Genomic DNA, 21,918 nt, shown 5'->3' on the forward strand with positions numbered 1-21,918 from the left:
AAGGCTGGATGCCACTCCGGCCTTTGGGGTGCCTCTTTGGTGGCGCCAGCACGGGCGCCACCGCCGCAAAACGGTTTACTTGAATACCGTCTTGCTGCCGTCCGCGTGCCAGGTGAACACGTCGAACTTGAACGACTTCAGGTCGCCCTGCTTGTTCCAGGCCAGATCGCCGATTGGGGTCTCGACCGAATGGCTGTGCAGCCACGCGGCGACCTTGATCGGGTCATCCTTGCCGACGCCCTTGATCCCGGCGGCGATTGCCTCGACCGCCGAGTAGGCCGTCAACTGGAACGCGCCACCCGGATTCCGCTTCTTGTCCTTGAAGGCCTTCACGACCGCGGCGTTGCCCGGATCATTCGTATGGTCTGCCGGCAACGTGACCAGCATGCCCTCGACTGAAGGACCGGCAATGGCGTTGATGTCGGGGTTGCCCACGCCTTCCGGGCCCATGAACTTGGCCTTCAGGCCCTGTTCGGCGCCCTGGCGCAGCAGCAGACCCATTTCGGGATGATAGCCGCCGTAGTACACGAAGTCGGCGCCGGAGGATTTGAGCTTGGTGATGACGGCGGAATAATCGCTGTCACCGGCGTTGATGCCTTCGAACATCACGATTTTCACGCCCGCCTTTTCCAGGTCGTTCTTGACGGCAGTGGCGATACCCTGACCGTAAGACTGCTTGTCGTGCAGCACGGCAACCGCCTTGGGATGAATATGCTGCTCGATGAACTTCGCGGCGGCGGGACCTTGCTGGTCATCGCGACCGATGGTGCGGAAGATCGTGTCGTAGTTCTTGCCGTCGGTCACCAGCGGCGACGTGGCGGAAGGCGACACCATGACCACACCTTCGTTGTTGTAGATGGGCGTGGCCGCAATCGTCGCGCCGGAGCACACGTGGCCCACGACGTAATGAATCTTCTCATTGACCACGCGATTCGCCACTACCGGGCCCTGCTTGGGTTCGCAGGCATCGTCCATGATGACGGCCTGAAGCTTGTTCCCCAGCACGCCGCCTTTGGCGTTGATGGTTTCGATGGCCGTGTCCACGCCTTCCTTGACCATGTCACCGTACTGGGTCAAAGCCCCGGTAAAGGGCCCCGCGATTGCGATCTTGATTGTGGCAGCGTTCGCAGCGGAAGAAAGCACCATGCCGGCGGCCAAGCCTAGTGCGGCTGCCATCGGCGTCAAGCGAATGTTCATAGAACCTCCTGTGAAAGACCTAGAAAAGAATACACGAAACATTTCTGAATGGGGTCCATGGCCGCACAGGGGTTTTCCCGATGGATGGCTGCCAGCAAGGCTGGACGGGCGCGGACGGAGGGTCGGCCCGCGCTTCAGTCAGCGGCCTGAACGGCGTCCTCAAGCATGGTGACACCGGGCATGCCGCATCGGACCACGGCATGAACCAGCGCCTCGATGGCTGCCAGGCGCGGAAAGCTCTTGCGCCATACCAGAACGACCCGCCGGTCCGGCGCCGGCGGCTTGAACGGGATGAATTTCAGCAGCTTGCTCTCGGCCCCCTGGATCCCAAGCGCGCTGGCCGGAAGCACCGTAATGCCGATTCCTGCCGCCACCATGTGCCGGATGGTCTCGAGAGAGGAGCCCTCGAAGGTGCGCTGGATGCCTTCGCTGGACGCGGAATAGCGGGACAATTCGGGACACACCTCCAGCACCTGATCGCGAAAGCAGTGGCCGGCACCCAGCAGCAGCATGGTTTCTTCCTTCAGTCGTCGCGAGTCGATTTCCTTTTCCTTGGCCCAGGGGTGATGACGCGGCAGCGCCACGAAAAACGGCTCATCGAACAGCCCACATTGCACAAAACCGCTTTCGGGCAAGGGCAAGGCCACGATGGCGCAATCGATTTCGCCCTGGCGCAGCAGTTCCAGCAGGCGCGTCGTGTAATTTTCCTGGAGCAGCAATGGCATCTGGGGCGTGCTCCGGATCTGTTCGGGCACCAGATAGGGCAGCAGATACGGCCCCACGGTATAAATGACACCGACCCGCAGCGGCCCTTCCAGAGGATCATGGCCCTGATGCGCGATCTCGCGCAGCTTGGCGCCTTCTTCGAGGACTCTCTGGGCCTGGCTCACGACTCGCAGGCCAATGGGGGTGATGCCGACCTCGACACCGCCGCGCTCGAAAAGGACCACGCCCAGTTCGTCCTCGAGCTTGCGAATCGCCACCGAAAGCGTCGGCTGGCTCACGAAGCACGCCTCCGCAGCCCGGCCGAAATGGCGTTCGCGGGCAACAGCGACGATGTACTTCAACTCGGTGAGGGTCATGAACTCAACTCCATGAAAGGGTCAGCGCAATCGGACCGATCAGATCCGCAGATACTGGGAGGCACCCGCCATCCAGCGCCTTTGGTGCAGCCGGGCTTGATCCGGATAATCGCTGGCCATCAGGGCGGCAGCGTCGCGCGCCTGGGCCAGCAGGTGACTGTCGGTATTCAGGTCGGCAAAACGCAGCAGGGACTGGCCGGACTGGCGCAGCCCCAGCAATTCACCCGGACCGCGTTGCGCCAGATCGCGGCGCGCGATCTCGAATCCGTCACAGGTCTCGAACATCGCCCGTAGACGCTCGCGCGCGACAGCCGACAAAGGGGATTGATACAGCAGCACGCAGGTGGAGGCCCGGGGACCGCGCCCTACCCGCCCGCGCAACTGATGAAGCTGTGCGAGACCGAAGCGCTCGGCATGCTCGACGATCATCAGGCTGGCATTGGGGACATCCACACCCACTTCGATCACCGTCGTGCTGACCAGCACGTCCAGTTCTCCCGAACGGAAGGCTTGCATGGTCGAGGATTTTTCCTGGTGAGGCAGCCGCCCATGCATGAGGCCGATGTGCAGATCCGGAAGGGATTCGCAGAGATGCTCCCAGGTATCGACCGCCGTCTGGAGCTGCAGCGCCTCGCTTTCCTCGACCAGCGGGCATACCCAATAGGCCTGCTCGCCGGCACGTACCGCCCGGGCCACGCGGGCAAGCACATCCTCACGTCGGCGATCGTCGAAAAGCCGGGTCCGGACCGGCGAGCGGCCCGGCGGCGATTCGTCCAGTACGGAAACATCCATATCGGCAAAGAACGCCATCGCCAAGGTCCGGGGAATCGGTGTTGCACTCATGCTCAGTTGATGGGGATGCAGGCCGTCCTGGTCACCCTTGCGGTTCAGGGCCAACCGCTGGTTGACTCCGAACCGGTGCTGCTCGTCGCTGATGACCAGCCCCAGCTCGTCGAAGACGATCTTGTCCTGAATCAGGGCCTGCGTGCCGACTGCCAGCTTGGCCCGTCCCGTTGCGATGGCATGAGCGGCCTCCCGGCGCGCTCCGGCCCCCATGTTGCCGCCGAGCCAGACCACGGTCACGCCCAGGGGCTCCAGCCATTCCGAGAGCTTGCGCCAAAGCTGTTCGGCGAGCGTTTCGGTGGGGGCCATGACGGCCACCTGCACCCCCGCCTCGAGCGCCTGGGCGGCCGCCAGCGCCGCAACCAATGTCTTGCCGCTGCCCACGTCGCCTTGCAGCAGCCGGTGCATGGGGTGGGATTGCGCCAGATCCGCGCGGATCTCTCCAGCGGCGCGCTGCTGTGCACCCGTGGGCGAGAACGGCAAGGCGGCAAGCAGCTGGGCCACCAGGGCGCTGTCGGGGGCAAGCGGCCGGGCGTGCTGCGCGCGGCGAGCCGCGCGAGCCTGCGCCAGCGCCAGCTGCTGAGCCAAAAGCTCATCGAATTTGATGCGCCGCCAGGCCGGATGGTCGTGCCGCGCCAGCGACTCCAGCGAAATATCCGGCGTGGGATGGTGCAGCAGGCGCAAGGACGATGAAAATTCGGCCAGATCGTAGCGTTGGCGAATGGCCGACGGAAGCGTATCCGTCAGATCGACCTCATCAAGGGCCTGTCCAATGGCCTTGCGCAGGCTCGCCTGGGACAACCCCTGCGTGGTCGGATAGATCGGCGTCAACGTATCGGGCAGCGCCCCGTCAGGCTCAGTCACGAGCGGATGGACGAGTTCCAGACCCCGGTATCCGGGACGGACTTCGCCCCGTGCCCGGATCCTGCGCCCCACGGAGATTCTGGATTGCTGGCCCGGGTAGACATGCAGCCAGCGCAAATTCAGACGACCGGTCGCATCCTGCAGCGTGGCCTGAAGCTCGCGGCGGGGCCGGAAGTGGGACTGCGCCTCAACGATCTCGCCCTCGAAGAGCCCCCATTGCCCGGGGTGAGCGTCAACCACGGGCGTGACATGCGTCTCGTCGTCGTAGCGCAACGGCAGATGAACCACGAAATCGTCGGGTGTGCGCAACCCGAGGCGTTCAAAGGCCCGCGTGATTGCGCTCGTCCGGGCATGCACGTCCGATCGAGCGCCTGCTTTGGCAGCCACGGCCCCGTATCCCGCCAGAGATTACAAAGCCAGGATAGCTTCGACCTCGAACTGAGCGCCCTTGGGCAGGCTCGCCACTCCCAGCGTGGAGCGCGCCGGATAGGGTTGAGGAATGATCTCCGACATGATCGCATTGGCGCTCGCGAACTTGCTCAGATCCGTCAGGAAGAGCGTGAGCTTGACGACGTCGTCCAGCGTCCCCCCGGCAGCCTCGACCACCGCCTTCATGTTGGCAAAGGACTGACGGACCTGGCCTTCGAAATTCTCCGACACCAGCTCGCCGGTACCGGGCTCCAGCCCGATCTGCCCCGAAAGAAATACGAGGCGGCCGCCTTGGGCGCCAACGGCCTGCGAATACGGGCCCACGGCTGCCGGTGCGGCATCGGTGCGGATGATTGCCTTGCTCATGATGCGCTTCCCTGAAGAAAGTTGCTCGAACTATCAGAGTTTACCGATCAATAGCAGAAAGTAAAGCCGCGCTACTTGTCGGCGAACGCTCGTTCGTAGACATAATCCCCCGGTTCGCCCACACTGGGTGACACGTGGAAACCGCGGGCATCCAGCAGTTTGCGCAGGTCAACCAGCATGGCGGGACTGCCGCAGATCATGGCGCGATCGAACGCCGCATCGAGGGGCGGCAGTCCGACGTCGCGGAAAACCTGCCCTGTTTCGATCAACGTGGTCAGCCGGCCCTGGTGCTCAAAGGGTTCCCGTGTGACGGTCGGATAGTAAATGAGCTTCTCGCGCACCAGGTCGCCCAGGTATTCATTCTTCGGCAGTTCGTCCCGCAGATAGTCGCCGTAGGCCAGTTCACTGACGAATCGCACCCCGTGCATCAGGACGATGCGGTCGAAGCGCTCGTAGGCCTCCGGGTCCTTGACGATGCTCAGGAACGGAGCCAGGCCGGTGCCGGTGGCAAACAGATAGAGGTGCCTGCCCGGCTTCAGGTCATCCGTGACCAGGGTCCCCACGGGCTTGCGGCTGATGAGGATGGAATCCCCGGGCTGCAAATGCTGCAGGCGCGACGTCAATGGCCCGTTCTGGACCTTGATGCTGAAAAACTCGAGATTGTCCTCGTGATTGGCGCTGGCAATGCTGTAGGCGCGCATGAGCGGCTTTCCGTCGACCTCCAGGCCCAGCATCACGAAGTGGCCATTATGGAAGCGCAGGCCCGGGTCGCGCGTGGTCTTGAAGGAAAACAGCGTGTCGTTCCAGTGTCGGACACTCAGAACTTGTTCGGAAAGGAAGGCAGCCATCACATGAATTCGGCCCGGCGGAGAAAGCCTGGCGGAAAATCGGTCAAACTTGTCATTGTACGCGGTTCAACCACGGTTCACGGTAAAGTCTGCCCGCGATGACGAGGAAACCCCGCGATCGCCGTTGGAGGTCAATCCGGCCCGTCCATGTCGGCTTCGCTGATACCGAGCGTGTGACATTTCCGGGTCAAGGTGTTGCGGCCGATACCCAGACGCGATGCGGCCTCGCCCCGGCGCCCCCGCGATGCCTCCAGCGCGGCCTGGACCAGCACGCGATCGAAGTCGCGCTGGAACGTCTCCATGAGGCCCGGCTCGCCCCGCCGAAGGCGGCTGGCGACTTCGAGGGACAGCGCTTCACGCCAGGGCTCGGCGTCGGGTGCCCGCTCGGGCTGCGCGACCGACGGATCGGCATCGTTCAGCCTGTCGTCGGCGAGCAAGCGCCTCTTCTCTGGAGGAGGCGCCGCTCTTCCCGAGCCCAATTCCGGTGGGAGGTCGTCCGGCTCGACACGCGGGCTCGGCGCCATGACCGTCAGCCATTGGCAGATGTTCTCCAGTTGACGAATGTTGCCGGGGTAGTCGAAGCGCTGCAAGGCCTCCAGGGCGGCAGGTCTCAACTGACGTACCGGAACGCCCAATTCCGCAGCGCTCGATCGCAGGAAGTGCTGCGCCAGCGCAGCGATGTCCTCGCGTCGCTCGCGCAATGCCGGCAGCCTCAGGCGGATGACATTCAGCCGATGAAACAGGTCGGCCCGAAACAGGCCATCGGTCACACGCTGTTCCAGCGGCTGGTGCGTCGCAGCGATCACGCGCACGTCCACTTGGACCGGCCGCGTGCCGCCTACCCGGTAGAAACAGCCTTCGGCCAGGACCCGCAACAGGCGCGTCTGCAGTTCTGCCGGCATGTCGCCAATCTCGTCCAGGAACAGAGTGCCGCCTTCCGCCTCCTCGAATCGCCCCCGGCGGGCCTGCACCGCGCCGGTGAAAGCGCCCCGTTCATGACCGAAAAGTTCCGCCTCCAGCAGGTCCCGGGGGATGGCGGCGGCGTTGACGGCGACGAAAGGCCGGGACGCCCGCCGGCTGTGATGATGCAGCGCGCGGGCAATGAGCTCCTTGCCGGTGCCCGATTCCCCCGTGATGAGCACGGTGGCACTGGAAGCAGACAGGCGGCCAATCGCCCGAAATACCGGTTGCATGGTGGGTGAATGCGACAACACCATGCCGGCTTCCACGCCCGGCTCTTCACTCGCTGGTACGGCCGGGTCGGCCGCCGCCTGTGTCCCGAACTGTGCGGCCCGACTGATCAGGTCCACTGCCGTGCGAATGTCGAACGGCTTGGCCAGATAATCAAAAGCGCCTTGTTCGAACGCGGCCACGGTGGTTTTCAGATCCGTGAAGGCGGTCATCATGATGACCGGCATTCGCGGCAGCCGCTCCCGCACCGCGGTCAGCACGCCCAGGCCATCCAGCCCCGGCATCCGCACGTCGGACACCAGCACCGCCGGAACTTGCGAGATGTCGGACTCGTCCAAGGCCTCCAGCGCCTCCATCAGCGCACTGCTCTCCGCGAAACAGCGCACCGCCCAACCCTCTTTGCCCAGCGCCTTTTCAAGCACCCAGCGCATGCCGGGCTCATCGTCCAGGATCCAGACCGGTCTCATGACGCCCCCAGAGGCAGCAGCAGGCGGAACTCCGTGTGGCCCGGCCGGGAATCGAACTCCAGCAGCCCTCCCATGTGCTGCAAGGACTCTTGCGCGAGGCTCAGCCCCAACCCGGTGCCTGTGGGGCGCCCCGTCACCAGCGGATGAAACAGCTTGTCGCGCAATCCCGGCGGAACCCCGGGACCGTTGTCCGCGACTGCAATCAGGAGGCCCATGCGCGGCTGGCCCCGCATCAGCACGGGTTGGTGCAGGATCCGGGTCCGCAGCGTCAGGGTCGGCGATCGTTGGAGCCCGGCTTCCATCAAAGCCTGGGCGCCGTTGCGCGCCACGTTGAGCAACGCCTGCAGCAGGCCGTCCCGATCCAGCCGGACGTCGGGCACGGACGCGTCATAGTCCCGGACCAGGATCAGGTCCTGACCGAACTCCATGCCGACCAGCGCCAGCACGCGCTCACAGACTTCATGGACGTTGAACGTCTGCAGCGTCATGGCTGCGGGGCCTGGCGAGGCCAGCCGGTCGACCAGGTGCGCCAGCCGGTCCGATTCCGCGACGATGACCCGGGTGTACTCCCGCAGGTCTTCCCGCGGCAGTTCCATTTCGAGCAACTGGGCGGCGGCACGCAAACCCGCCAGGGGATTGCGGACCTCGTGGGCCAGGTTACGCAGCGTCTCACGCTGCGCAGCCTGGTCCGAACTCGCCTGCTGCAGATCGTCCAGCCGCCCCGCCTGGTGCACCGGAATCTCAAGCAGCCACGCCCAGGGCAGGCTGTGCAGCGGCGTCTTCAGCGCGCTGGGGATGTCGGCCAGGAGAGGGACAGCCGAACGCCCGACCAACTGCTTGAGGGAGGTCCCCAACCGCTCTTCCGCAGCGGCATTCGCGTGCTGGATACAGAACGCGTCGTCCAGCAGCAGAACGGCCGTCTGCAGCAAGTCGAAGCCGGACGTATCCATGGCGCAGGCGCCCTACAGCGTGTAGTACATGTCGAACTCGACCGGGTGAGGCGCCACGCGCAGACGGTCCAGCTCGCGCGCCTTCAACTCCAGGTACGCATCGAGCAGCTCATGGCTGAATACGCCCCCGCGCGTCAGGAACTCACGATCCCGATCCAGGGCTTCCAGCGCCTGATCCAGCGAGGAACACACGGTCGGAATCTTCGCGTCTTCTTCGGGCGGCAGGTCGTAGAGGTTCTTGTCGGCGGGATCGCCCGGGTGAATTTTGTTTTGCACTCCGTCCAGCCCGGCCATCATGAGCGCCGAGAATGCCAGATACGGATTGGCCAGGGGGTCCGGGAAGCGGGTCTCGACGCGGCGCGCCTTGGGGTTGCCGACGTACGGGATACGGATCGATGCGGACCGGTTGCGCGCCGAATAGGCGAGCTTGACCGGAGCCTCATAGTGCGGAACCAGACGCTTGTACGAATTCGTGCCCGGGTTCGTAATGGCATTCAACGCACGCGCATGATGAATGATGCCGCCGATGTAGTACAGGGCGAATTCGGAAAGTCCGCCGTAGCCATTGCCGGAGAACAGGTTCTGGCCGCCTTTCCAGATGGACTGGTGCACGTGCATGCCCGAGCCGTTGTCGCCGACGATGGGCTTGGGCATGAACGTAGCCGTCTTGCCATAGGTGTGAGCCACGTTCCGTACGACGTATTTCAGCGTCTGGGTCCAGTCCGCACGCTGCACCAATGTGCTGAACCGCGTACCGATTTCGAGCTGGCCGGCGTTCCCGACCTCGTGGTGATGGACCTCGACGGGAACGCCCATCTGCTCCATCAGCAGGCACATTTCGGAACGGATGTCCATGAGCGAATCGACGGGCGGAACGGGAACATAGCCGCCTTTCACCGACTGATGATGGCCATGGTTCGAACCGTTGGCATCGTCCGCATTGGACCACGCGGCTTCGTTGGAATTGATCTTGACGAAGCAGCCCGACATTTCGTTCTGCCAGCTCACGCCGTCAAAGACGAAGAACTCCGGCTCCGGACCGAAATAGGCCGTATCTCCCAGCCCGCTGGATTTCAGATAGGCCTCTGCCCGGCGCGCCAGCGAACGCGGATCGCGATCGTAGCCCTTGAGATCGGAAGGCTCCACGACGTCGCAGGTGAGCACCAGCGTGGTTTCCTCGCGGAACGGATCCATGCGGGCCGTGGATGCATCCGGAACCAGCAGCATGTCGGACGCCTCGATGCCCTTCCAGCCCGGCAGCGACGAGCCGTCAAAAGCCACCCCCGACTCCATCCGATCCTCGTCCACCAACCCGGCCGGCACCGTCAGGTGGTGCTCACGGCCCAGCGTGTCGGTAAAACGGAAGTCGACGAAGGCGACTTCCCGCTCCGCAATCATATGTACAACATTTTCAGGGGTGGACATAAAAGCTCCTGTGTCTGCTCTTGGCGAATGACGATTCATGGGTGGCTCCGGATTTCGCGAGCCGTCCCTCACAGCTAAGCAAAGACCATGCCAGCTTCTAGGCTGAGGGCGGGACGGCAGCGCGGCGGGTTTGGCACGAAGCGGTGCAGGAACTGCACCGGGCCGGCGTGCCGGAGCGATCAAGCACCACTACAGTGCATGACGCACCAGTGTAGTGCAGTGAGGAGGCGGCGGGAACCCCTTCAGGAGGGGAGGAACTCCATCTGGAGCTCATTGAGGAAACGCCAACCCTGCGGAGTCGCGCAGATGCGCTCCAGTCCTGGTTCCAGAAGACCCCGCTCCGACGCGCGCCGCATGGTCGGTAGCAATGACATCAGCGATAAGCCGGTGCGTTCGATGAACAACCCGCCGTCCACTCCATTCTTCAGACGCAAGGCGTTCAGCATGAACTCGAAGCCCAGGTCGCCGTGAGTCAGTTCCCGCCGCTCCACGATATGCGATCCATCCCTCTGACCGGCGAGCCGCATCCAGGAATCCGGCATCCGGGCCCGCACCTGCCGGGTGATCCGGTGCTGGAACGAGATCTTGGAGTGCGCACCGGGCCCCAACCCCAGATAGTCGCCGAATTGCCAGTAGTTCAGATTGTGCTGGCAGGCTTGGCCCGGCCTGGCATAAGCCGAGACCTCGTAGCGCTCGAACCCGGCCAACTCCGCAAGCTCTGCGACACGGTCCTGCATGGAGGCGCTGAGGTCATCATCCGGTACCCGCGGCGGAAACTTGGCGAAAACGGTGTTGGGTTCCAGCGTCAAGTGGTAGAGCGACAGATGACCGGTGCCGTATGACAGTGCCTCGCGCACGTCGCGCTCACACTGATCCAGCGTCTGATCCGGCAGTGCGAACATCAGGTCCAGATTCACCCGGCTTACCGCTTCCTGGGCCATGGCGATGGCCGCACGCGCCTGGTCCGCATCGTGAATACGTCCCAGGCGTTTGAGCTTCGCGTCATTGAAACTCTGTATCCCAAGAGAGATGCGGTTCACACCCGCCTGAGCGTAGCCGTGGAAGCGCGCAGCCTCGGCGGTGCCCGGGTTGGCTTCCAGGGTGATCTCCACCCCCGGCGGCAAGTTCAGATAGGCCCGGAACAAAGTGATGATTCGATCCACCGCATCGGCGGACAGAAGGCTGGGCGTTCCGCCCCCGAAGAACACGGTGGTGATGGGCCGGCCCCACACGTCCGGGACGGCCTGTTCGAGGTCGGCCTCCAGGGCGGCCAGGTACTCGGCCTCCGGGACCTCGCCGGTTCTCTCATGTGAGTTGAAATCGCAATAGGGGCACTTGTGCACGCACCAGGGCACATGCACGTACAAGGAAAGCGGCGGCAACGCCACAAGACCGGGGCGACCGCGCACGCCCGGGCGGCCCTCCGTGGAGATTTCGTCGCCCGGCATGGGCACGGATACCAGCTTTCTCACGAGTCCTTCATTCCATCAGATCATGCAACGAACGCAGCAGGCTTTGCAGCGCCCGCGCCCGGTGGCTCACCCGGTTTTTCTGCGCCAGCGACAATTCGGCCGCGGTCCTGCCCAAGTCGGGGAGGAAAAAATACGGATCGTAGCCAAACCCCTGGTCACCCCTGGGAGTATCCAGTACTTCGCCATTCCAGATCCCTTCGACCACGATGGGGCGGGGGTCATCGGCGCTGCGCACATAGACCAGGACCGCGACATAGGAACCGCGCCGATCGGCCACGCCCGACAGCGCCGCCACCAGTTTTGCGTTGTTGTCCGCATCGGAACGCGTGCCATCGGCTCTCTGGGCATAGCGCGCCGAATGTACGCCAGGCGCACCGCCGAGTGCACTGACGCACAAACCCGAATCATCGGCCAGTGCGGGCAGACCGGTGACCTGGCTCGCATGCCGGGCCTTGGCCAGCGCGTTCTCGACAAACGTGAGGTAGGGCTCCGGCGCCTCCGGGACACCCAGGGCGCCCTGGGGCACCATTTCAATGCCCGCGGTCCCGAGGATGGCCGAAAACTCCCGTAGCTTGCCGGCGTTGTTCGAGGCCAGTACGACGCGCCGATTCATGCCGCCTCCAACGCGTGCTGCTGCAGATCGATCAGCCGGTCGATACCGGCCCCCGCCAGATCCAGCAGGGCATCCAGTTCATTGCGCTGGAAGCTGCCGCCCTCTCCGGTCCCCTGCACTTCGACGAAGTCGCCCGCAGCCGTCATGACCACGTTCATGTCGGTGTCGCACGCCGAGTCTTCGGCATAATCCAGGTCCAGGACCGGAGTCCCCTTGAAAATTCCGACCGAAACGGCGGCGACCTGCCCGATCAGCGGGTCGGCGGCCAGCACGCCCTGGTGTCTCAAGGTGCGTACGGCCAGAGCGGCTGCCACCCAGGCGCCGGTAATGCTGGCGCAGCGTGTTCCACCGTCGGCCTGCAGCACATCGCAATCGATCTGCAGCGTACGCTCGCCCAGCAGCGACAGGTCGAAGACGGCCCGCAAGCTGCGGCCGATCAACCTCTGGATTTCCTGCGTGCGGCCGCTTTGCTTGCCGCGCGCGGCCTCACGGTCCCCCCGCGTATGGGTGGCGCGGGGCAGCATTCCATACTCGGCCGTCACCCAGCCTTTTCCCTGCCCTTTGAGAAAGGGCGGCACCCGATCCAGGACACTGCAATTGCAAAGGACTTTTGTGTCGCCCATGCAGGCGAGCACGGAGCCCTCGGCATGGCGGGTATAGCCCGTGACAAGCTGGGCCGGGCGCAAGGCATCCACAGAGCGCCCGCTGGGGCGGTATCCGCTCCGTGGAGAAAAAGCTTCAGACATAGGGTTTTTCCAGAAAAACGGCAGACTACAATACGGCTCTATTGTAGAGAACAACGCGAGGCCAGCCCGATGATCCGCAGCATGACCGCATTCGGCGCAAGCCGCCTGGACTCCGAAGCTGGCGCGCTGAGTGCGGAGATCCGCAGCGTCAACAATCGCTATCTGGACCTGAATCTGCGCGTGCCGGAAGACCTGCGCTTCGCCGAATCGCGGATCCGGGAATTGCTGGGCCAGCACGTGGTCCGAGGGAAGATCGAGCTGAAACTGAGCTACGCCGTGCCCGAAACCCAGGGACTGCGTCCTTTTGATCTCCAGGGGCTGCGCTCATTGTCTCAGCAGCTCGCCCAGGCCAGGGCGATCATCCCCGACATCCCGGCGCCTTCCCTGGCCGACCTGCCGCGCGAAGGCACCTTGCGCAGCGGCCTCGATCCAGAGGTCTGGCTGCCGCTGTGCGAGCGGGCCTGCACCCAGGCGCTGGGCGAATTCTCGGACAACCGGGAACGCGAAGGCGCGCGCCTGGCTCAGGCCATGCTCGAACTGGCCGCATCCGTTCGTCGCATCGTCGATCAGGTGGATGCCGAGCTGCCGTCGCTGGTGGTCCAACACCAGGAGCGGGTGGCGCAGCGGCTGCGCGAGGCCTTGCTGGCTGCGAGCCCCGAGGGCTTCTCGTCGATCAGCGGCGCCGAGCTCACCGCCCGCATCGCACAGGAAGCGAGTCTCTTCGGATTGCGGGTGGACGTCGCCGAGGAGCTCACACGCCTGCGTTCTCATCTGCAGGAGCTGGAGGGCATCCTGTCCGATCCCCGTTCCCAGCATTCGCGCGGCAGCGGCAAGCGGCTGGATTTTCTGTTCCAGGAGATGAACCGCGAGGCCAACACACTGGGATCCAAGGCGGCTTCGCTGAGCGTCACGCGAGCCGCCATCGACCTGAAGCTCCTCATCGAACAAATGCGCGAGCAGGCGCAGAACATCGAGTAGCCCAAAGCCGCGGACGTGCGGACCACAGCGTACAATCCCCTCAACGCCATTTGCCCGTTCGGAACCATGAAAGACAGTCTTGCCCAGGACCCTGGGGCCGCGCTGCCACCAACGCCTGGGCGCGCGACGCCCCATCAGGAGGGCGTCGCCTTCCGGGTACTGGGCGCCATCAGCGCGACCCACATGATCAACGACATGATGCAGTCGGTGCTGGTGGCGATTTATCCGGTCCTCCAGGGAAACTTCGATCTCAGTTTCGTCCAGGTCGGCCTCATCACGCTGGCCTACCAGTTCTCGGCGTCGCTGCTTCAGCCCCTGGTGGGGCGCTATACCGACCGGCGCCCGCTACCGTATTCGCTGCCGGTGGGCATGAGTTCGACGTGCTGCGGGCTGATTCTGCTGTCCTTGGCGGGCAGTTTCCCGGCCGTCCTGCTGGCTGCCATGATGGTGGGTGCGGGGTCGTCCGTATTTCATCCGGAATCATCGCGCGTGGCGCGCATGGCTTCTTCCGGACATCCGGGATTGGCGCAGGCCCTCTTCCAGGTCGGGGGCAACGTGGGAACCTCAATCGGACCGCTCATCGCCGCCCTCCTCGTCGTGCCGCACGGTCAAGGCAGCGTCGCCTGGGTGGCGCTGGCGGCGCTGGTCGGAATCTGCATCCTGGTGGGCGTCAGCCGCTGGTATGCAGCCAACCTGAACGGCGCGCGCGGGCGCAGTTCGTTGCGCAGGACCGATAACGGCCTGGGCAGCCGCGAAGTTCGCCGCGCCATGAGCGTGCTGATGGTGCTGCTCTTCAGCAAATACTTCTATCTGGCCAGCCTGGGCAGCTATTTCACCTTTTTCCTGATGGAGCGCTTCGCACTGGGCATCCAGCAGGCTCAATACGCCCTTTTCGTCTTCTTCGCCGGCGTGGCGATCGGGACGTTGGTGGGCGGGCCGATCGGCGACCATCTGGGCCGCAAGCGCGTCATCCTATGGTCCATTCTTGGCACGGCGCCCTTTTCGCTGATTCTGCCCTACGCCAGTCTGCAATGGACGCTGATCCTGGTCTTTTGCGCCGGCTTCATGATCGCATCGGCTTTCCCGGCCATCATCGTCTACGCGCAGGAACTCATGCCAGGCAAGACGGGCACCGTTTCCGGCCTGTTCTTTGGTCTGGCGTTCGGTCTGGGCGGGATTGGCGCAGCCATCCTCGGCAAGCTGGCCGACGCGACCAGCATTACCTTCGTCTACCACGTCTGCGCATTCCTGCCATTGCTCGGTCTAGCCGCCTTCCTGTTGCCTGATATGCGACAGCACCAAGCCCGGGCATGAGCGGCGGCCGACACCCTGCGCGTCTCGCGCTCTGGTTGACAGCAGCCAGCCTGCTGCTGCTGGCGGCCAACCTCCGCCCGCTGTTCTCCAGCATGTCGGTGCTGCTGCCCGACCTGACACGAGGACTCGGCCTGAACAACGCACAGGCGGGCTACCTGACAACGCTGCCGGTCCTGTGCATGGGGCTGTTCGCCCCGCTCGCCCCTCGCCTGGCCTGGCGCATCGGCATCGAGCGCACGCTGTTTCTGGTTCTGATTTGCATTTGGCTGGGGACGGCTCTACGCGGTTCCATAGGCGTCGCGGGGCTGTTTACGGGGACGGCGCTGGCAGGCGCCGGCATCGCACTCGGCAACGTCCTGCTGCCTAGCCTGGTCAAGCGCGACTACGCGTCCCATGCCGCCCTGATGACGGGCCTCTACACCATGAGTCTGGTCGGCGGAGCCGCCTTGGGCGCCGCTGCCACACTGCCGCTGGTGCACGGTCTGGGTCTGAGCTGGGCCGGCGGCCTGGCGCTGTGGGCGATTCCCGCCCTTCTCGCACTGCTCGCCTGGGCGCCTGTGGCTGCCTGCGCCGGGAATTCCGGCACGAGCAGCGTCCAGCGCATCCTGCCAGTGCGCGGCTTGTATCGTGACGGCCTGGCGTGGGCCGTCACGGTATTCATGGGGCTGCAGTCCGCCCTGGCCTATAGCGTCATGGGCTGGATGGCGCCGATTCTGCGGGATCGTGGGCTGAGCGGCACGGAAGCTGGCCTGGTGACCTCGATTTCCATCGTGGTACAGGTTCTCTCCTGTTTGTTGGTCCCGATCCTGGCAGGCCGCTTCCGGGATCAGCGCCTGCTTGCAGTCCTGCTGACGCTGATCGCAACCCTGTCGCTGATCGGCATGACGGTGGGGCCACTGTCGCTGGTCTGGCCATTGGCTTTCCTCCAGGGCATCGGCCAAGGCGGCATGTTTGCGCTTGCGGTGATGCTGATCGTGTTGCGGTCACGGGATTCCCACGTCGCCGCGCACCTGTCAGGCATGTCGCAGACCAGCGGCTATCTCCTGGCGTGCCTGGGACCGTTGTTGATAGGGCTGCTGCATCAATGGACAGGCGGCTTTCACGGGGCGTCGATCCTGATGGGCGTCCTGGGAGCCGTTTCGGGCGTGGCGGGATGGTTCGCGGGCCGCAATGCCCTCGTCAATGCTCAGGTTGTCGAACCCCGCGCACCGGCCACCAGGAACGCGCCCGGCCCATCACCCCGCTGATGCGGCGCAACGGGGCTGCACCGACCTGGCCGTGCCCCCGCCTGCCAAATGCCTGCGGAGGCCCGGGCGCTTCGCCGCCCCCTACAGACCCGCGCGCGAAAATACCAAGGTGGCGTTGGTGCCGCCGAAGCCGAAGCTGTTGGACAACGCCGTCTGAACGTCGGCCTGTGCCACCGGCTCGCTAAGAATGTTCATGCCTTCTGCAACGGGATCGAGCCTTTCGATGTTGGCGGAAGCGGCTACGAAGCCATGGTTCATCATGAGAAGCGAGTAAATGGCCTCGTTGACGCCAGCGGCCCCCAAGGCATGGCCGGACAGCGATTTCGTCGAAGCTATCCACGGCTGGTCTTCCCCGAACACCTCCCGAATGGCTTCGAGTTCTTTGACGTCGCCGACCGGTGTGCTGGTGCCGTGTGTATTGATATAGTCGATTTTCGTGTGCACGGTGCTCAGCGCCTCGCGCATGCAACGTACCGCGCCTTCGCCGGACGGCGCCACCATGTCATAGCCATCGGAAGTGGCGCCGTAGCCCACGATCTCGGCCAGAATATGGGCCCCCCGCGCCTTGGCGTGTTCGTAGTCCTCGACCACCACGATGCCGCCGCCACCGGAGATCACGAAGCCATCGCGGTCGGCATCATAAGGGCGAGAGGCTCGTTCGGGCGTGTCGTTGTACCGCGTGGAGAGCGCACCCATGGCATCGAACATGAAAGACAGCGACCAGTGTTCTTCTTCGGCGCCGCCCGCAAAAACGATGTCCTGGCGACCCAGCTGGATCTGTTCCACGGCATTTCCGATGCAGTGCGCACTGGTCGAGCAGGCCGAGCTGATCGAGTAATTGACGCCCTTGATCTGCGCGCCCGTGGCCAGGCACGCCGACACGCCGCTGGCCATGGCCTTCGTCACCATATAGGGCCCTACGCGGCGCACGCCCTTGTCGTGCAGCGTCTGGATGCCATCGTGGATCGAGGAATGCGAAGCTCCCCCTGCCCCCACGATCAGCCCCGTTCGGGGATTGGAGACCTGGTCGGGAGTCAACCCGGCTTCCCGGATGGCCTCCTGCATCGCGAGCCAAGCGTACGCGTGGCCATTCGCCATGAAGCGTGCCAGCTTTCGATCGATGAGTTCCAGGGCATTCAGGTGGATGGACCCCGCAACCTGCGAGCGCAACCCCTGCTGGGCGTATTCCGGCTGAAACGTGATGCCGGATCGGCCATGGCGCAAGCTATCGAGAACTTCAGCCTGATTGTTGCCCAGGCTGGACACGATACCCATGCCGGTGACGACCACACGACGCATGATCGAACCTCCTAGAAATTGTCGGTGCGCGTGAACAGCCCGACGCGCAGGTCATGGGCCACGTAGATTTCGTGGCCATCGACTTCCATGCTGGCATCCGCAAACCCCATCACGAGTTTGCGCATCATCACGCGCTTCATGTCGATCCGGTACCGGACCAGATGCGCCGTGGGTAGAACCTGGCCGGTGAATTTGACTTCGCTGACGCCCAGTGCGCGTCCCCGTCCCTGTCCCCCACAACACCCGAGAAAGAAACCCACCAGTTGCCACATGGCATCCAGGCCCAAGCAGCCCGGCATGACGGGGTCACCCTGGAAATGGCACCCAAAAAACCACAGGTCGGGGCGGATGTCGAGTTCGGCGATGATTTCGCCCTTTCCGTGTGAACCACCCTTGTCGTCGATATGGGCAATCCGGTCGAACATCAACATGGGTGGCAGCGGTAGCTGCGCATTGCCGGGGCCAAAGAGTTCCCCCCGGCCACATGCCAGCAGTTCATCGTAGCTATAGCTGTTCTTTTCCATGGTTTCCCGTCAAAATGGGGGAGATCAATGGCTCCCCTCCTGCTATCCATGATAGTAAGCCGACAAGTATAACCCGTCGGAATCGGTCGCCCCCCTTCGTGATATCCCCATCATGGATGGGGGAGACGGGAGAACCAGACCGTCACGGTGCCGCGGACGAAAAGGGGTGCATGACCCGACCTCCAGTTCAGAACCCGGTGCACCAGCCACATGGGCCCGGCGGCCCGGCGCCCATCGAAAGCGTGCGTATTGAGGCTGGCGCCGCCCACAGGTACGCAGGGCCCGTCCGGCGACCCCCAACAGAGATCGGTCGCCACCACCGCCGCTCCATCATATTGGCGCGATGCGTAAACGCCGGTAATGACCGCACCCGTCGGCACGACGGAATGGCGTGCCGGCCCGAAGGCAACGGCGACCGGTGTCCCGGCCGATTGCAGGCCTGTGCTGGTCACGTCGCGGGTCCAGGCGAGGCGGTTGCCACCGGCCGCCGCTGCCGTCCCCGTCAGCATCAGGCACAATGAGAGTGCTGCCCTGAGACCTTGCATCCTTGTTTGGGGTACTCGGCCCACGATAGCCCGTCTCCTTGAAATCCGCCGTTCATCTCAATTTATCATTTGAAAGCGATGTGCATTGCCTACCTGTCCGTCGGCCATCCTGAATGGCCTGTGCTGATTGCCGCCAATCGCGACGAATTCCACCACCGGGCCAGCGCCGCCTTGGCTCCCTGGCCGGGCCATCCGGAGGTCATGGCGGGGCGGGACCTGATGGCCGGCGGCACTTGGCTGGGCTGGTCCCAGCCGGGCCGCTTCGGCTTCCTGACCAATTACCGGGAGCCCGGCGCTGTTCCGCTGCCCCACACACCCTCTCGCGGTACGCTGGTGCGCGATTTTCTGCTCGGCCGCGACACCGCCCAGGACTATCTGCAGGATCTCGCCACCCACGCGCAGGATTGGGCGGGTTTCAATCTCGTCGTGGGCGACATCGAGGGCGTCTGGTATCTCAGCAACCGCGATCCGAGCGGCGACGCGCACCGCTTGCCTGCGGGACAGCATGTGCTGTCCAACCATCTGTTGAACACGCCCTGGCCCAAGGCCAGGCGCGTGCGCGCCCGACTGGATGCACTGCCGCCGGGGCAATGGGTCGCGGATCCGGATGCTGTTTTTGCTGCACTGCAAGATACCACCCAGGCCTCGGAAGATGAACTGCCGCGGACAGGCCTGGCGCCTGACTTCGAGCGACTGCTCAGCAGCCCTTTCATCATCAGTCCGGACTATGGCACGCGCTGCTCGACAATCGTCGCGATGGCGAGGACGGGCGAAACGCTGCTTTGCGAACAAAGCTACGACCCGGATGGCCGTCCCCACGAGCGCCACGACTGGCGCCTGCAGGCCTGAAACACCGGATCCGTGCGCCGACCGAATCCGCCAGCGGATTAGAATGGCACTCTTACTGACCATTAGGAAATCGCCATGAGCGCAGGCCTTGCCAGCCGCATCACCGAAGCCGTCAAATCCGCCATGCGGGCACACGACAGCACCCGCCTGGGTACGTTGCGGCTGCTCCAGGCGGCCATCAAACAGAAAGCGGTGGACGAACGGGTTGATCCCGACGATACCGCCATTCTGGCCATCATCGAAAAGCAAGCCAAGCAGCGGCGCGAATCCATCGCCGCGTATGAAGCAGCTGGGCGGCCCGATCATGTGGCGCAGGAACAGGCGGAACTGGAGATCCTGAAGGAATTTCTGCCGCTAGCGGCCAGTGCGGAAGAGATCGACCTTGCCATCGACGGCGCCATCGAACAGGCGCGGGGCAAGGGGCTGCAGGGCGGCCCGGCCATGGGGGCCATCATGGGGCAGCTCAAGGCTGCGCTCGCCGGCCGCGTGGATATGGCCGCCGTGTCCGCGCAGGTGAAGAAGCGATTGGCTCAATGAGCCCTTTCGGACGAGCCACCGGTCACGAGGTGATCCTGCACCGACCGAGGACCCCTGATGTTACCCGGCAACTGCCTCGTGCAGTTCGCTCGGGCGCAACGGCTCTCCGATGCGCAGCCGCTCCACCAGATCCGGGTTGCTGACAAACGCCTTGCCAAACGCGACGGCCTCCCCGCGCCCCGCATCGATGGCTCGCAAGGCCGAATCCGCGTCGTAGCCTTCATTGAGCACCAGCGGTCCACGAAAGGACTCACGAATCACCGGCGTCAGGGCGTCCTGCCCGCTATGCTCGCGCACGCACACGAATGCAACCTGGCGGCGACCCAGCTCCTGGGCGACATGCCGGAAGAGCGCCTGCGGATCGGAGTCGCGCATGTCGTGGCGGTCCCCCCGCGGGGATAGGTGCAGGCCCACGCAGCCGGGGCCCCAGACGCCAATGCAGGCGTCCACGATTTCCAGCAGGAAGCGAGACCGATTGGCTACCGTCCCGCCGTATTCGTCCTGGCGCCGGTTGGAACCATCGTGCAGAAACTGGTCGATCAGATAACCATCTCCCGCATGAATCTGCACGCCATCGAAGCCCGCCTGCCGGGCGTGGCGGGCGGCCTGGTCGAAATCGGCCACGACCCGGTGGATCTCGGCCGGATGGAGGCTGCGAGGGACTACGAAGGCGCCTGGGCCTGAGCAGGCAATGGCGCTCGGGGCCACCGGCATCTCGCCACACAGGTACTCCGGATCGGATACCCGTCCGGCATGCCACAGCCTGAGAAAAATCCGGCCGCCATGGTCGTGGACCGCATCAGTGACGGCGCGCCATCCCTGAACCTGGGCGGAGTTCCAGATTCCGGGGGTATCCGGGTATCCGATGCCCAAAGGCGACACCGACGTGGCATCGGTGATGATCAGACCGGCGGAGGCACGCCTCGCGTAATACACTCGCGCCTCATCGCCCGGGACGCGTCGCCGGACGGCTCGCGAACAGGCCGTCGGTGCCATGACGATGCGATTGCTCATCTTCACATCGCCCATCTGCAACGGGTCAAGCAAACTTGTCATATCATGCGGTGAAAACAAGGAAGAAACGGCACGCCCGCGCAAATTTTGTTGCAACGCACAACCGCAACATCGAAAATTAAAGAAAATCCATCAGGGTTTTTACCAGATTTTCAACAGGATGACTATGCCACAGGCGGAGTGCAGGCTCAAGCGTTCTCCCTACTCTCGGCTGGGAATTCGGGACCTCGTGCAATAATTGCCGCTTCCCGGTTCGTTTCTCACAAGGATTCAGTCCATGGTGATTTCCATTGCACGTCAGGCGGCCTGCTGCGCTGCCCTGGCGCTTGCCGGCGCGGCCACCGCCGCAACCGCCGCAACCCTGAAAATCGGCACCGAGGGCGGCTACCCGCCTTGGAGCATGGTGGACGCCAGCGGCAAGGTGACCGGATTCGATGCCGACGTGGGCCATGCGATCTGCCAAAAACTTGCCACGAAGTGCCGATTCGTGGTGCAGGCGTTCGACAGCCTGATTCCTTCGCTACAAGCCGATCGCTTCGATTTGGTGATTTCCGGCCTGTCGGTCACCGCCGAGCGAGCGAAGGTGATTGCCTTCAGCATTCCTTATGCGACGGAAGACTCGGCATTCGTCGTGCCGGCCGGCAGCCCGCTCGTCACGGTTGCGGATCAGGCGACGCTCTTCAAAGGTCTGGCCGGCAAGACCGTGGGCGTCCAGGGCGGCACCACGCAGGGTGCCTTTCTGCAGAAGCACGCGCCCGACCTGAAGCTCAAGACTTACGAAACGCAGGACCAGATGCAGATGGACCTGTCGGCGGGACGGCTGGACGCGAGCTTCTCCGAAGTCACTCCGCAAAGCCAGTTCCTGGACACCGCCGGCAAGGGCAAGTTCGCAATGACCCACGTGGTGATCAAGAGCAGCGCTGATCCGGCCGTGCTGGGACAGGGCATCGGGGTGGGCATCAACCAGAAGAACGCCCCGCTCAAGCAGAAGGTCGACAAGATCCTTTGCGATCTGATCGCCGACGGGACGATCAAGGCCTCCAGCGAGAAATGGTTCGGCGTCGATCTGTCGAACTATCAGGCCTGCAAATAACTCCGTATCCCCGGGCTGGCGGCCG

21 protein-coding genes are annotated in these 21,918 nt (G+C 64.1%); 6 read left to right on the forward strand and 15 right to left on the reverse strand.

Going from position 1 to position 21,918, the window contains the following annotated elements:
• Positions 1–75 precede the first annotated feature (75 nt).
• The 11 genes from ACVCMJ_RS03495 to rph form a co-directional block, all read right to left on the reverse strand.
• Complete coding sequence (locus tag ACVCMJ_RS03495; protein WP_447080068.1) at positions 76–1,197, reverse strand: branched-chain amino acid ABC transporter substrate-binding protein; 1,122 nt, start codon at positions 1,195–1,197, stop codon at positions 76–78.
• A 134-nt stretch (positions 1,198–1,331) separates the two neighbouring features.
• Positions 1,332–2,279 carry a LysR substrate-binding domain-containing protein gene (locus ACVCMJ_RS03500; RefSeq protein WP_447080069.1) on the reverse strand — a complete coding sequence of 316 codons (948 nt, stop codon included), beginning with the start codon at positions 2,277–2,279 and terminating at the stop codon, positions 1,332–1,334.
• 39 nt (positions 2,280–2,318) lie between these two features.
• A complete protein-coding gene (gene recG, locus ACVCMJ_RS03505; RefSeq protein ID WP_447082755.1) occupies positions 2,319–4,295 on the reverse strand; it encodes an ATP-dependent DNA helicase RecG in 1,977 nt (658 codons plus the stop codon).
• 99 nt (positions 4,296–4,394) lie between these two features.
• A complete protein-coding gene (locus ACVCMJ_RS03510) occupies positions 4,395–4,781 on the reverse strand; it encodes a Rid family detoxifying hydrolase (protein ID WP_447080070.1) in 387 nt (128 codons plus the stop codon).
• A gap of 71 nt (positions 4,782–4,852) precedes the next feature.
• Positions 4,853–5,629: a ferredoxin--NADP reductase gene (locus ACVCMJ_RS03515; protein ID WP_447080071.1), complete on the reverse strand. Its 777-nt coding sequence runs from the start codon at positions 5,627–5,629 to the stop codon at positions 4,853–4,855.
• 131 nt (positions 5,630–5,760) lie between these two features.
• Complete coding sequence (gene ntrC / locus ACVCMJ_RS03520; protein WP_447080072.1) at positions 5,761–7,287, reverse strand: nitrogen regulation protein NR(I); 1,527 nt, start codon at positions 7,285–7,287, stop codon at positions 5,761–5,763.
• Positions 7,284–8,237, reverse strand: coding sequence for a nitrogen regulation protein NR(II) (gene glnL / locus ACVCMJ_RS03525; RefSeq protein ID WP_447080073.1), 954 nt, complete (start codon positions 8,235–8,237; stop codon positions 7,284–7,286). The genes ntrC and glnL overlap by 4 nt, the downstream gene beginning before the upstream one ends.
• A 12-nt stretch (positions 8,238–8,249) precedes the next feature.
• The gene (glnA, locus tag ACVCMJ_RS03530) at positions 8,250–9,662 is read right to left on the reverse strand and encodes a type I glutamate--ammonia ligase (protein ID WP_447080074.1); all 1,413 of its coding nucleotides are present in this window, start codon (positions 9,660–9,662) and stop codon (positions 8,250–8,252) included.
• A gap of 242 nt (positions 9,663–9,904) precedes the next feature.
• The gene (gene hemW / locus ACVCMJ_RS03535) at positions 9,905–11,110 is read right to left on the reverse strand and encodes a radical SAM family heme chaperone HemW (protein WP_447082658.1); all 1,206 of its coding nucleotides are present in this window, start codon (positions 11,108–11,110) and stop codon (positions 9,905–9,907) included.
• A 31-nt stretch (positions 11,111–11,141) separates the two neighbouring features.
• Positions 11,142–11,747, reverse strand: a complete 606-nt coding sequence (gene rdgB / locus ACVCMJ_RS03540) for an RdgB/HAM1 family non-canonical purine NTP pyrophosphatase (protein ID WP_447080075.1) — start codon at positions 11,745–11,747, stop codon at positions 11,142–11,144.
• Positions 11,744–12,493, reverse strand: a complete 750-nt coding sequence (gene rph / locus ACVCMJ_RS03545) for a ribonuclease PH (RefSeq protein WP_447080076.1) — start codon at positions 12,491–12,493, stop codon at positions 11,744–11,746. Before rph ends, rdgB begins: the two co-directional genes overlap by 4 nt.
• 69 nt (positions 12,494–12,562) lie before the next feature.
• On the opposite strand from rph, the gene ACVCMJ_RS03550 reads away from it, so the two are divergent.
• From ACVCMJ_RS03550 to ACVCMJ_RS03560, 3 genes are all read left to right on the forward strand, one after another.
• A complete protein-coding gene (locus ACVCMJ_RS03550) occupies positions 12,563–13,471 on the forward strand; it encodes a YicC family protein (RefSeq protein ID WP_447080077.1) in 909 nt (302 codons plus the stop codon).
• A gap of 66 nt (positions 13,472–13,537) precedes the next feature.
• The gene (locus ACVCMJ_RS03555) at positions 13,538–14,785 is read left to right on the forward strand and encodes an MFS transporter (RefSeq protein WP_447080078.1); all 1,248 of its coding nucleotides are present in this window, start codon (positions 13,538–13,540) and stop codon (positions 14,783–14,785) included.
• On the forward strand, positions 14,782–16,032 hold the full coding sequence (locus tag ACVCMJ_RS03560) for a CynX/NimT family MFS transporter (protein WP_447080079.1): 1,251 nt from the start codon (positions 14,782–14,784) through the stop codon (positions 16,030–16,032). The genes ACVCMJ_RS03555 and ACVCMJ_RS03560 overlap by 4 nt, the downstream gene beginning before the upstream one ends.
• An 81-nt stretch (positions 16,033–16,113) precedes the next feature.
• Here ACVCMJ_RS03560 and fabB read toward each other — a convergent pair whose 3' ends face one another.
• From fabB to ACVCMJ_RS03575, 3 genes are all read right to left on the reverse strand, one after another.
• The gene (gene fabB, locus ACVCMJ_RS03565) at positions 16,114–17,331 is read right to left on the reverse strand and encodes a beta-ketoacyl-ACP synthase I (RefSeq protein ID WP_447080080.1); all 1,218 of its coding nucleotides are present in this window, start codon (positions 17,329–17,331) and stop codon (positions 16,114–16,116) included.
• An 11-nt stretch (positions 17,332–17,342) separates the two neighbouring features.
• On the reverse strand, positions 17,343–17,855 hold the full coding sequence (gene fabA, locus ACVCMJ_RS03570) for a 3-hydroxyacyl-[acyl-carrier-protein] dehydratase FabA (protein WP_447080081.1): 513 nt from the start codon (positions 17,853–17,855) through the stop codon (positions 17,343–17,345).
• Positions 17,856–17,965: 110 nt separating this feature from the next.
• Positions 17,966–18,400 carry a hypothetical protein gene (locus ACVCMJ_RS03575; protein ID WP_447080082.1) on the reverse strand — a complete coding sequence of 145 codons (435 nt, stop codon included), beginning with the start codon at positions 18,398–18,400 and terminating at the stop codon, positions 17,966–17,968.
• A 78-nt stretch (positions 18,401–18,478) separates the two neighbouring features.
• On the opposite strand from ACVCMJ_RS03575, the gene ACVCMJ_RS03580 reads away from it, so the two are divergent.
• Both ACVCMJ_RS03580 and ACVCMJ_RS03585 read left to right on the forward strand, forming a co-directional pair.
• Complete coding sequence (locus ACVCMJ_RS03580; RefSeq protein ID WP_447080083.1) at positions 18,479–19,249, forward strand: NRDE family protein; 771 nt, start codon at positions 18,479–18,481, stop codon at positions 19,247–19,249.
• Positions 19,250–19,324: 75 nt separating this feature from the next.
• A complete protein-coding gene (locus ACVCMJ_RS03585; RefSeq protein ID WP_447080084.1) occupies positions 19,325–19,786 on the forward strand; it encodes a GatB/YqeY domain-containing protein in 462 nt (153 codons plus the stop codon).
• A gap of 60 nt (positions 19,787–19,846) precedes the next feature.
• Here the strand turns inward: ACVCMJ_RS03585 and ACVCMJ_RS03590 are convergent, their stop codons facing one another.
• Positions 19,847–20,842, reverse strand: coding sequence for an alkene reductase (locus ACVCMJ_RS03590; protein ID WP_447080085.1), 996 nt, complete (start codon positions 20,840–20,842; stop codon positions 19,847–19,849).
• A gap of 235 nt (positions 20,843–21,077) precedes the next feature.
• Here ACVCMJ_RS03590 and ACVCMJ_RS03595 point away from each other — a divergent pair, with 235 nt between their 5' ends.
• Complete coding sequence (locus ACVCMJ_RS03595; protein ID WP_447080086.1) at positions 21,078–21,893, forward strand: transporter substrate-binding domain-containing protein; 816 nt, start codon at positions 21,078–21,080, stop codon at positions 21,891–21,893.
• Positions 21,894–21,918: the final 25 nt, after the last annotated feature.

Source organism: Castellaniella sp. UC4447_H14 (assembly GCF_052978285.1).

Excerpts from the sequence above, each read along its gene's own strand:
- ACVCMJ_RS03495 (WP_447080068.1), bottom strand. The coding sequence starts at position 1,197 with ATGAACATTCGCTTGACGCCGATGGCAGCCGCACTAGGCTTGGCCGCC.
- ACVCMJ_RS03500 (WP_447080069.1), bottom strand. The coding sequence starts at position 2,279 with ATGACCCTCACCGAGTTGAAGTACATCGTCGCTGTTGCCCGCGAACGC.
- ACVCMJ_RS03510 (WP_447080070.1), bottom strand. The coding sequence starts at position 4,781 with ATGAGCAAGGCAATCATCCGCACCGATGCCGCACCGGCAGCCGTGGGC.
- ACVCMJ_RS03515 (WP_447080071.1), bottom strand. The coding sequence starts at position 5,629 with ATGGCTGCCTTCCTTTCCGAACAAGTTCTGAGTGTCCGACACTGGAAC.
- ntrC (WP_447080072.1), bottom strand. The coding sequence starts at position 7,287 with ATGAGACCGGTCTGGATCCTGGACGATGAGCCCGGCATGCGCTGGGTG.
- glnL (WP_447080073.1), bottom strand. The coding sequence starts at position 8,237 with ATGGATACGTCCGGCTTCGACTTGCTGCAGACGGCCGTTCTGCTGCTG.
- glnA (WP_447080074.1), bottom strand. The coding sequence starts at position 9,662 with ATGTCCACCCCTGAAAATGTTGTACATATGATTGCGGAGCGGGAAGTC.
- hemW (WP_447082658.1), bottom strand. The coding sequence starts at position 11,110 with ATGCCGGGCGACGAAATCTCCACGGAGGGCCGCCCGGGCGTGCGCGGT.
- rdgB (WP_447080075.1), bottom strand. The coding sequence starts at position 11,747 with ATGAATCGGCGCGTCGTACTGGCCTCGAACAACGCCGGCAAGCTACGG.
- rph (WP_447080076.1), bottom strand. The coding sequence starts at position 12,493 with ATGTCTGAAGCTTTTTCTCCACGGAGCGGATACCGCCCCAGCGGGCGC.
- ACVCMJ_RS03550 (WP_447080077.1), top strand. The coding sequence starts at position 12,563 with ATGATCCGCAGCATGACCGCATTCGGCGCAAGCCGCCTGGACTCCGAA.
- ACVCMJ_RS03555 (WP_447080078.1), top strand. The coding sequence starts at position 13,538 with ATGAAAGACAGTCTTGCCCAGGACCCTGGGGCCGCGCTGCCACCAACG.
- ACVCMJ_RS03560 (WP_447080079.1), top strand. The coding sequence starts at position 14,782 with ATGAGCGGCGGCCGACACCCTGCGCGTCTCGCGCTCTGGTTGACAGCA.
- fabB (WP_447080080.1), bottom strand. The coding sequence starts at position 17,331 with ATGCGTCGTGTGGTCGTCACCGGCATGGGTATCGTGTCCAGCCTGGGC.
- fabA (WP_447080081.1), bottom strand. The coding sequence starts at position 17,855 with ATGGAAAAGAACAGCTATAGCTACGATGAACTGCTGGCATGTGGCCGG.
- ACVCMJ_RS03575 (WP_447080082.1), bottom strand. The coding sequence starts at position 18,400 with ATGCAAGGTCTCAGGGCAGCACTCTCATTGTGCCTGATGCTGACGGGG.
- ACVCMJ_RS03580 (WP_447080083.1), top strand. The coding sequence starts at position 18,479 with ATGTGCATTGCCTACCTGTCCGTCGGCCATCCTGAATGGCCTGTGCTG.
- ACVCMJ_RS03585 (WP_447080084.1), top strand. The coding sequence starts at position 19,325 with ATGAGCGCAGGCCTTGCCAGCCGCATCACCGAAGCCGTCAAATCCGCC.
- ACVCMJ_RS03590 (WP_447080085.1), bottom strand. The coding sequence starts at position 20,842 with ATGACAAGTTTGCTTGACCCGTTGCAGATGGGCGATGTGAAGATGAGC.
- ACVCMJ_RS03595 (WP_447080086.1), top strand. The coding sequence starts at position 21,078 with ATGGTGATTTCCATTGCACGTCAGGCGGCCTGCTGCGCTGCCCTGGCG.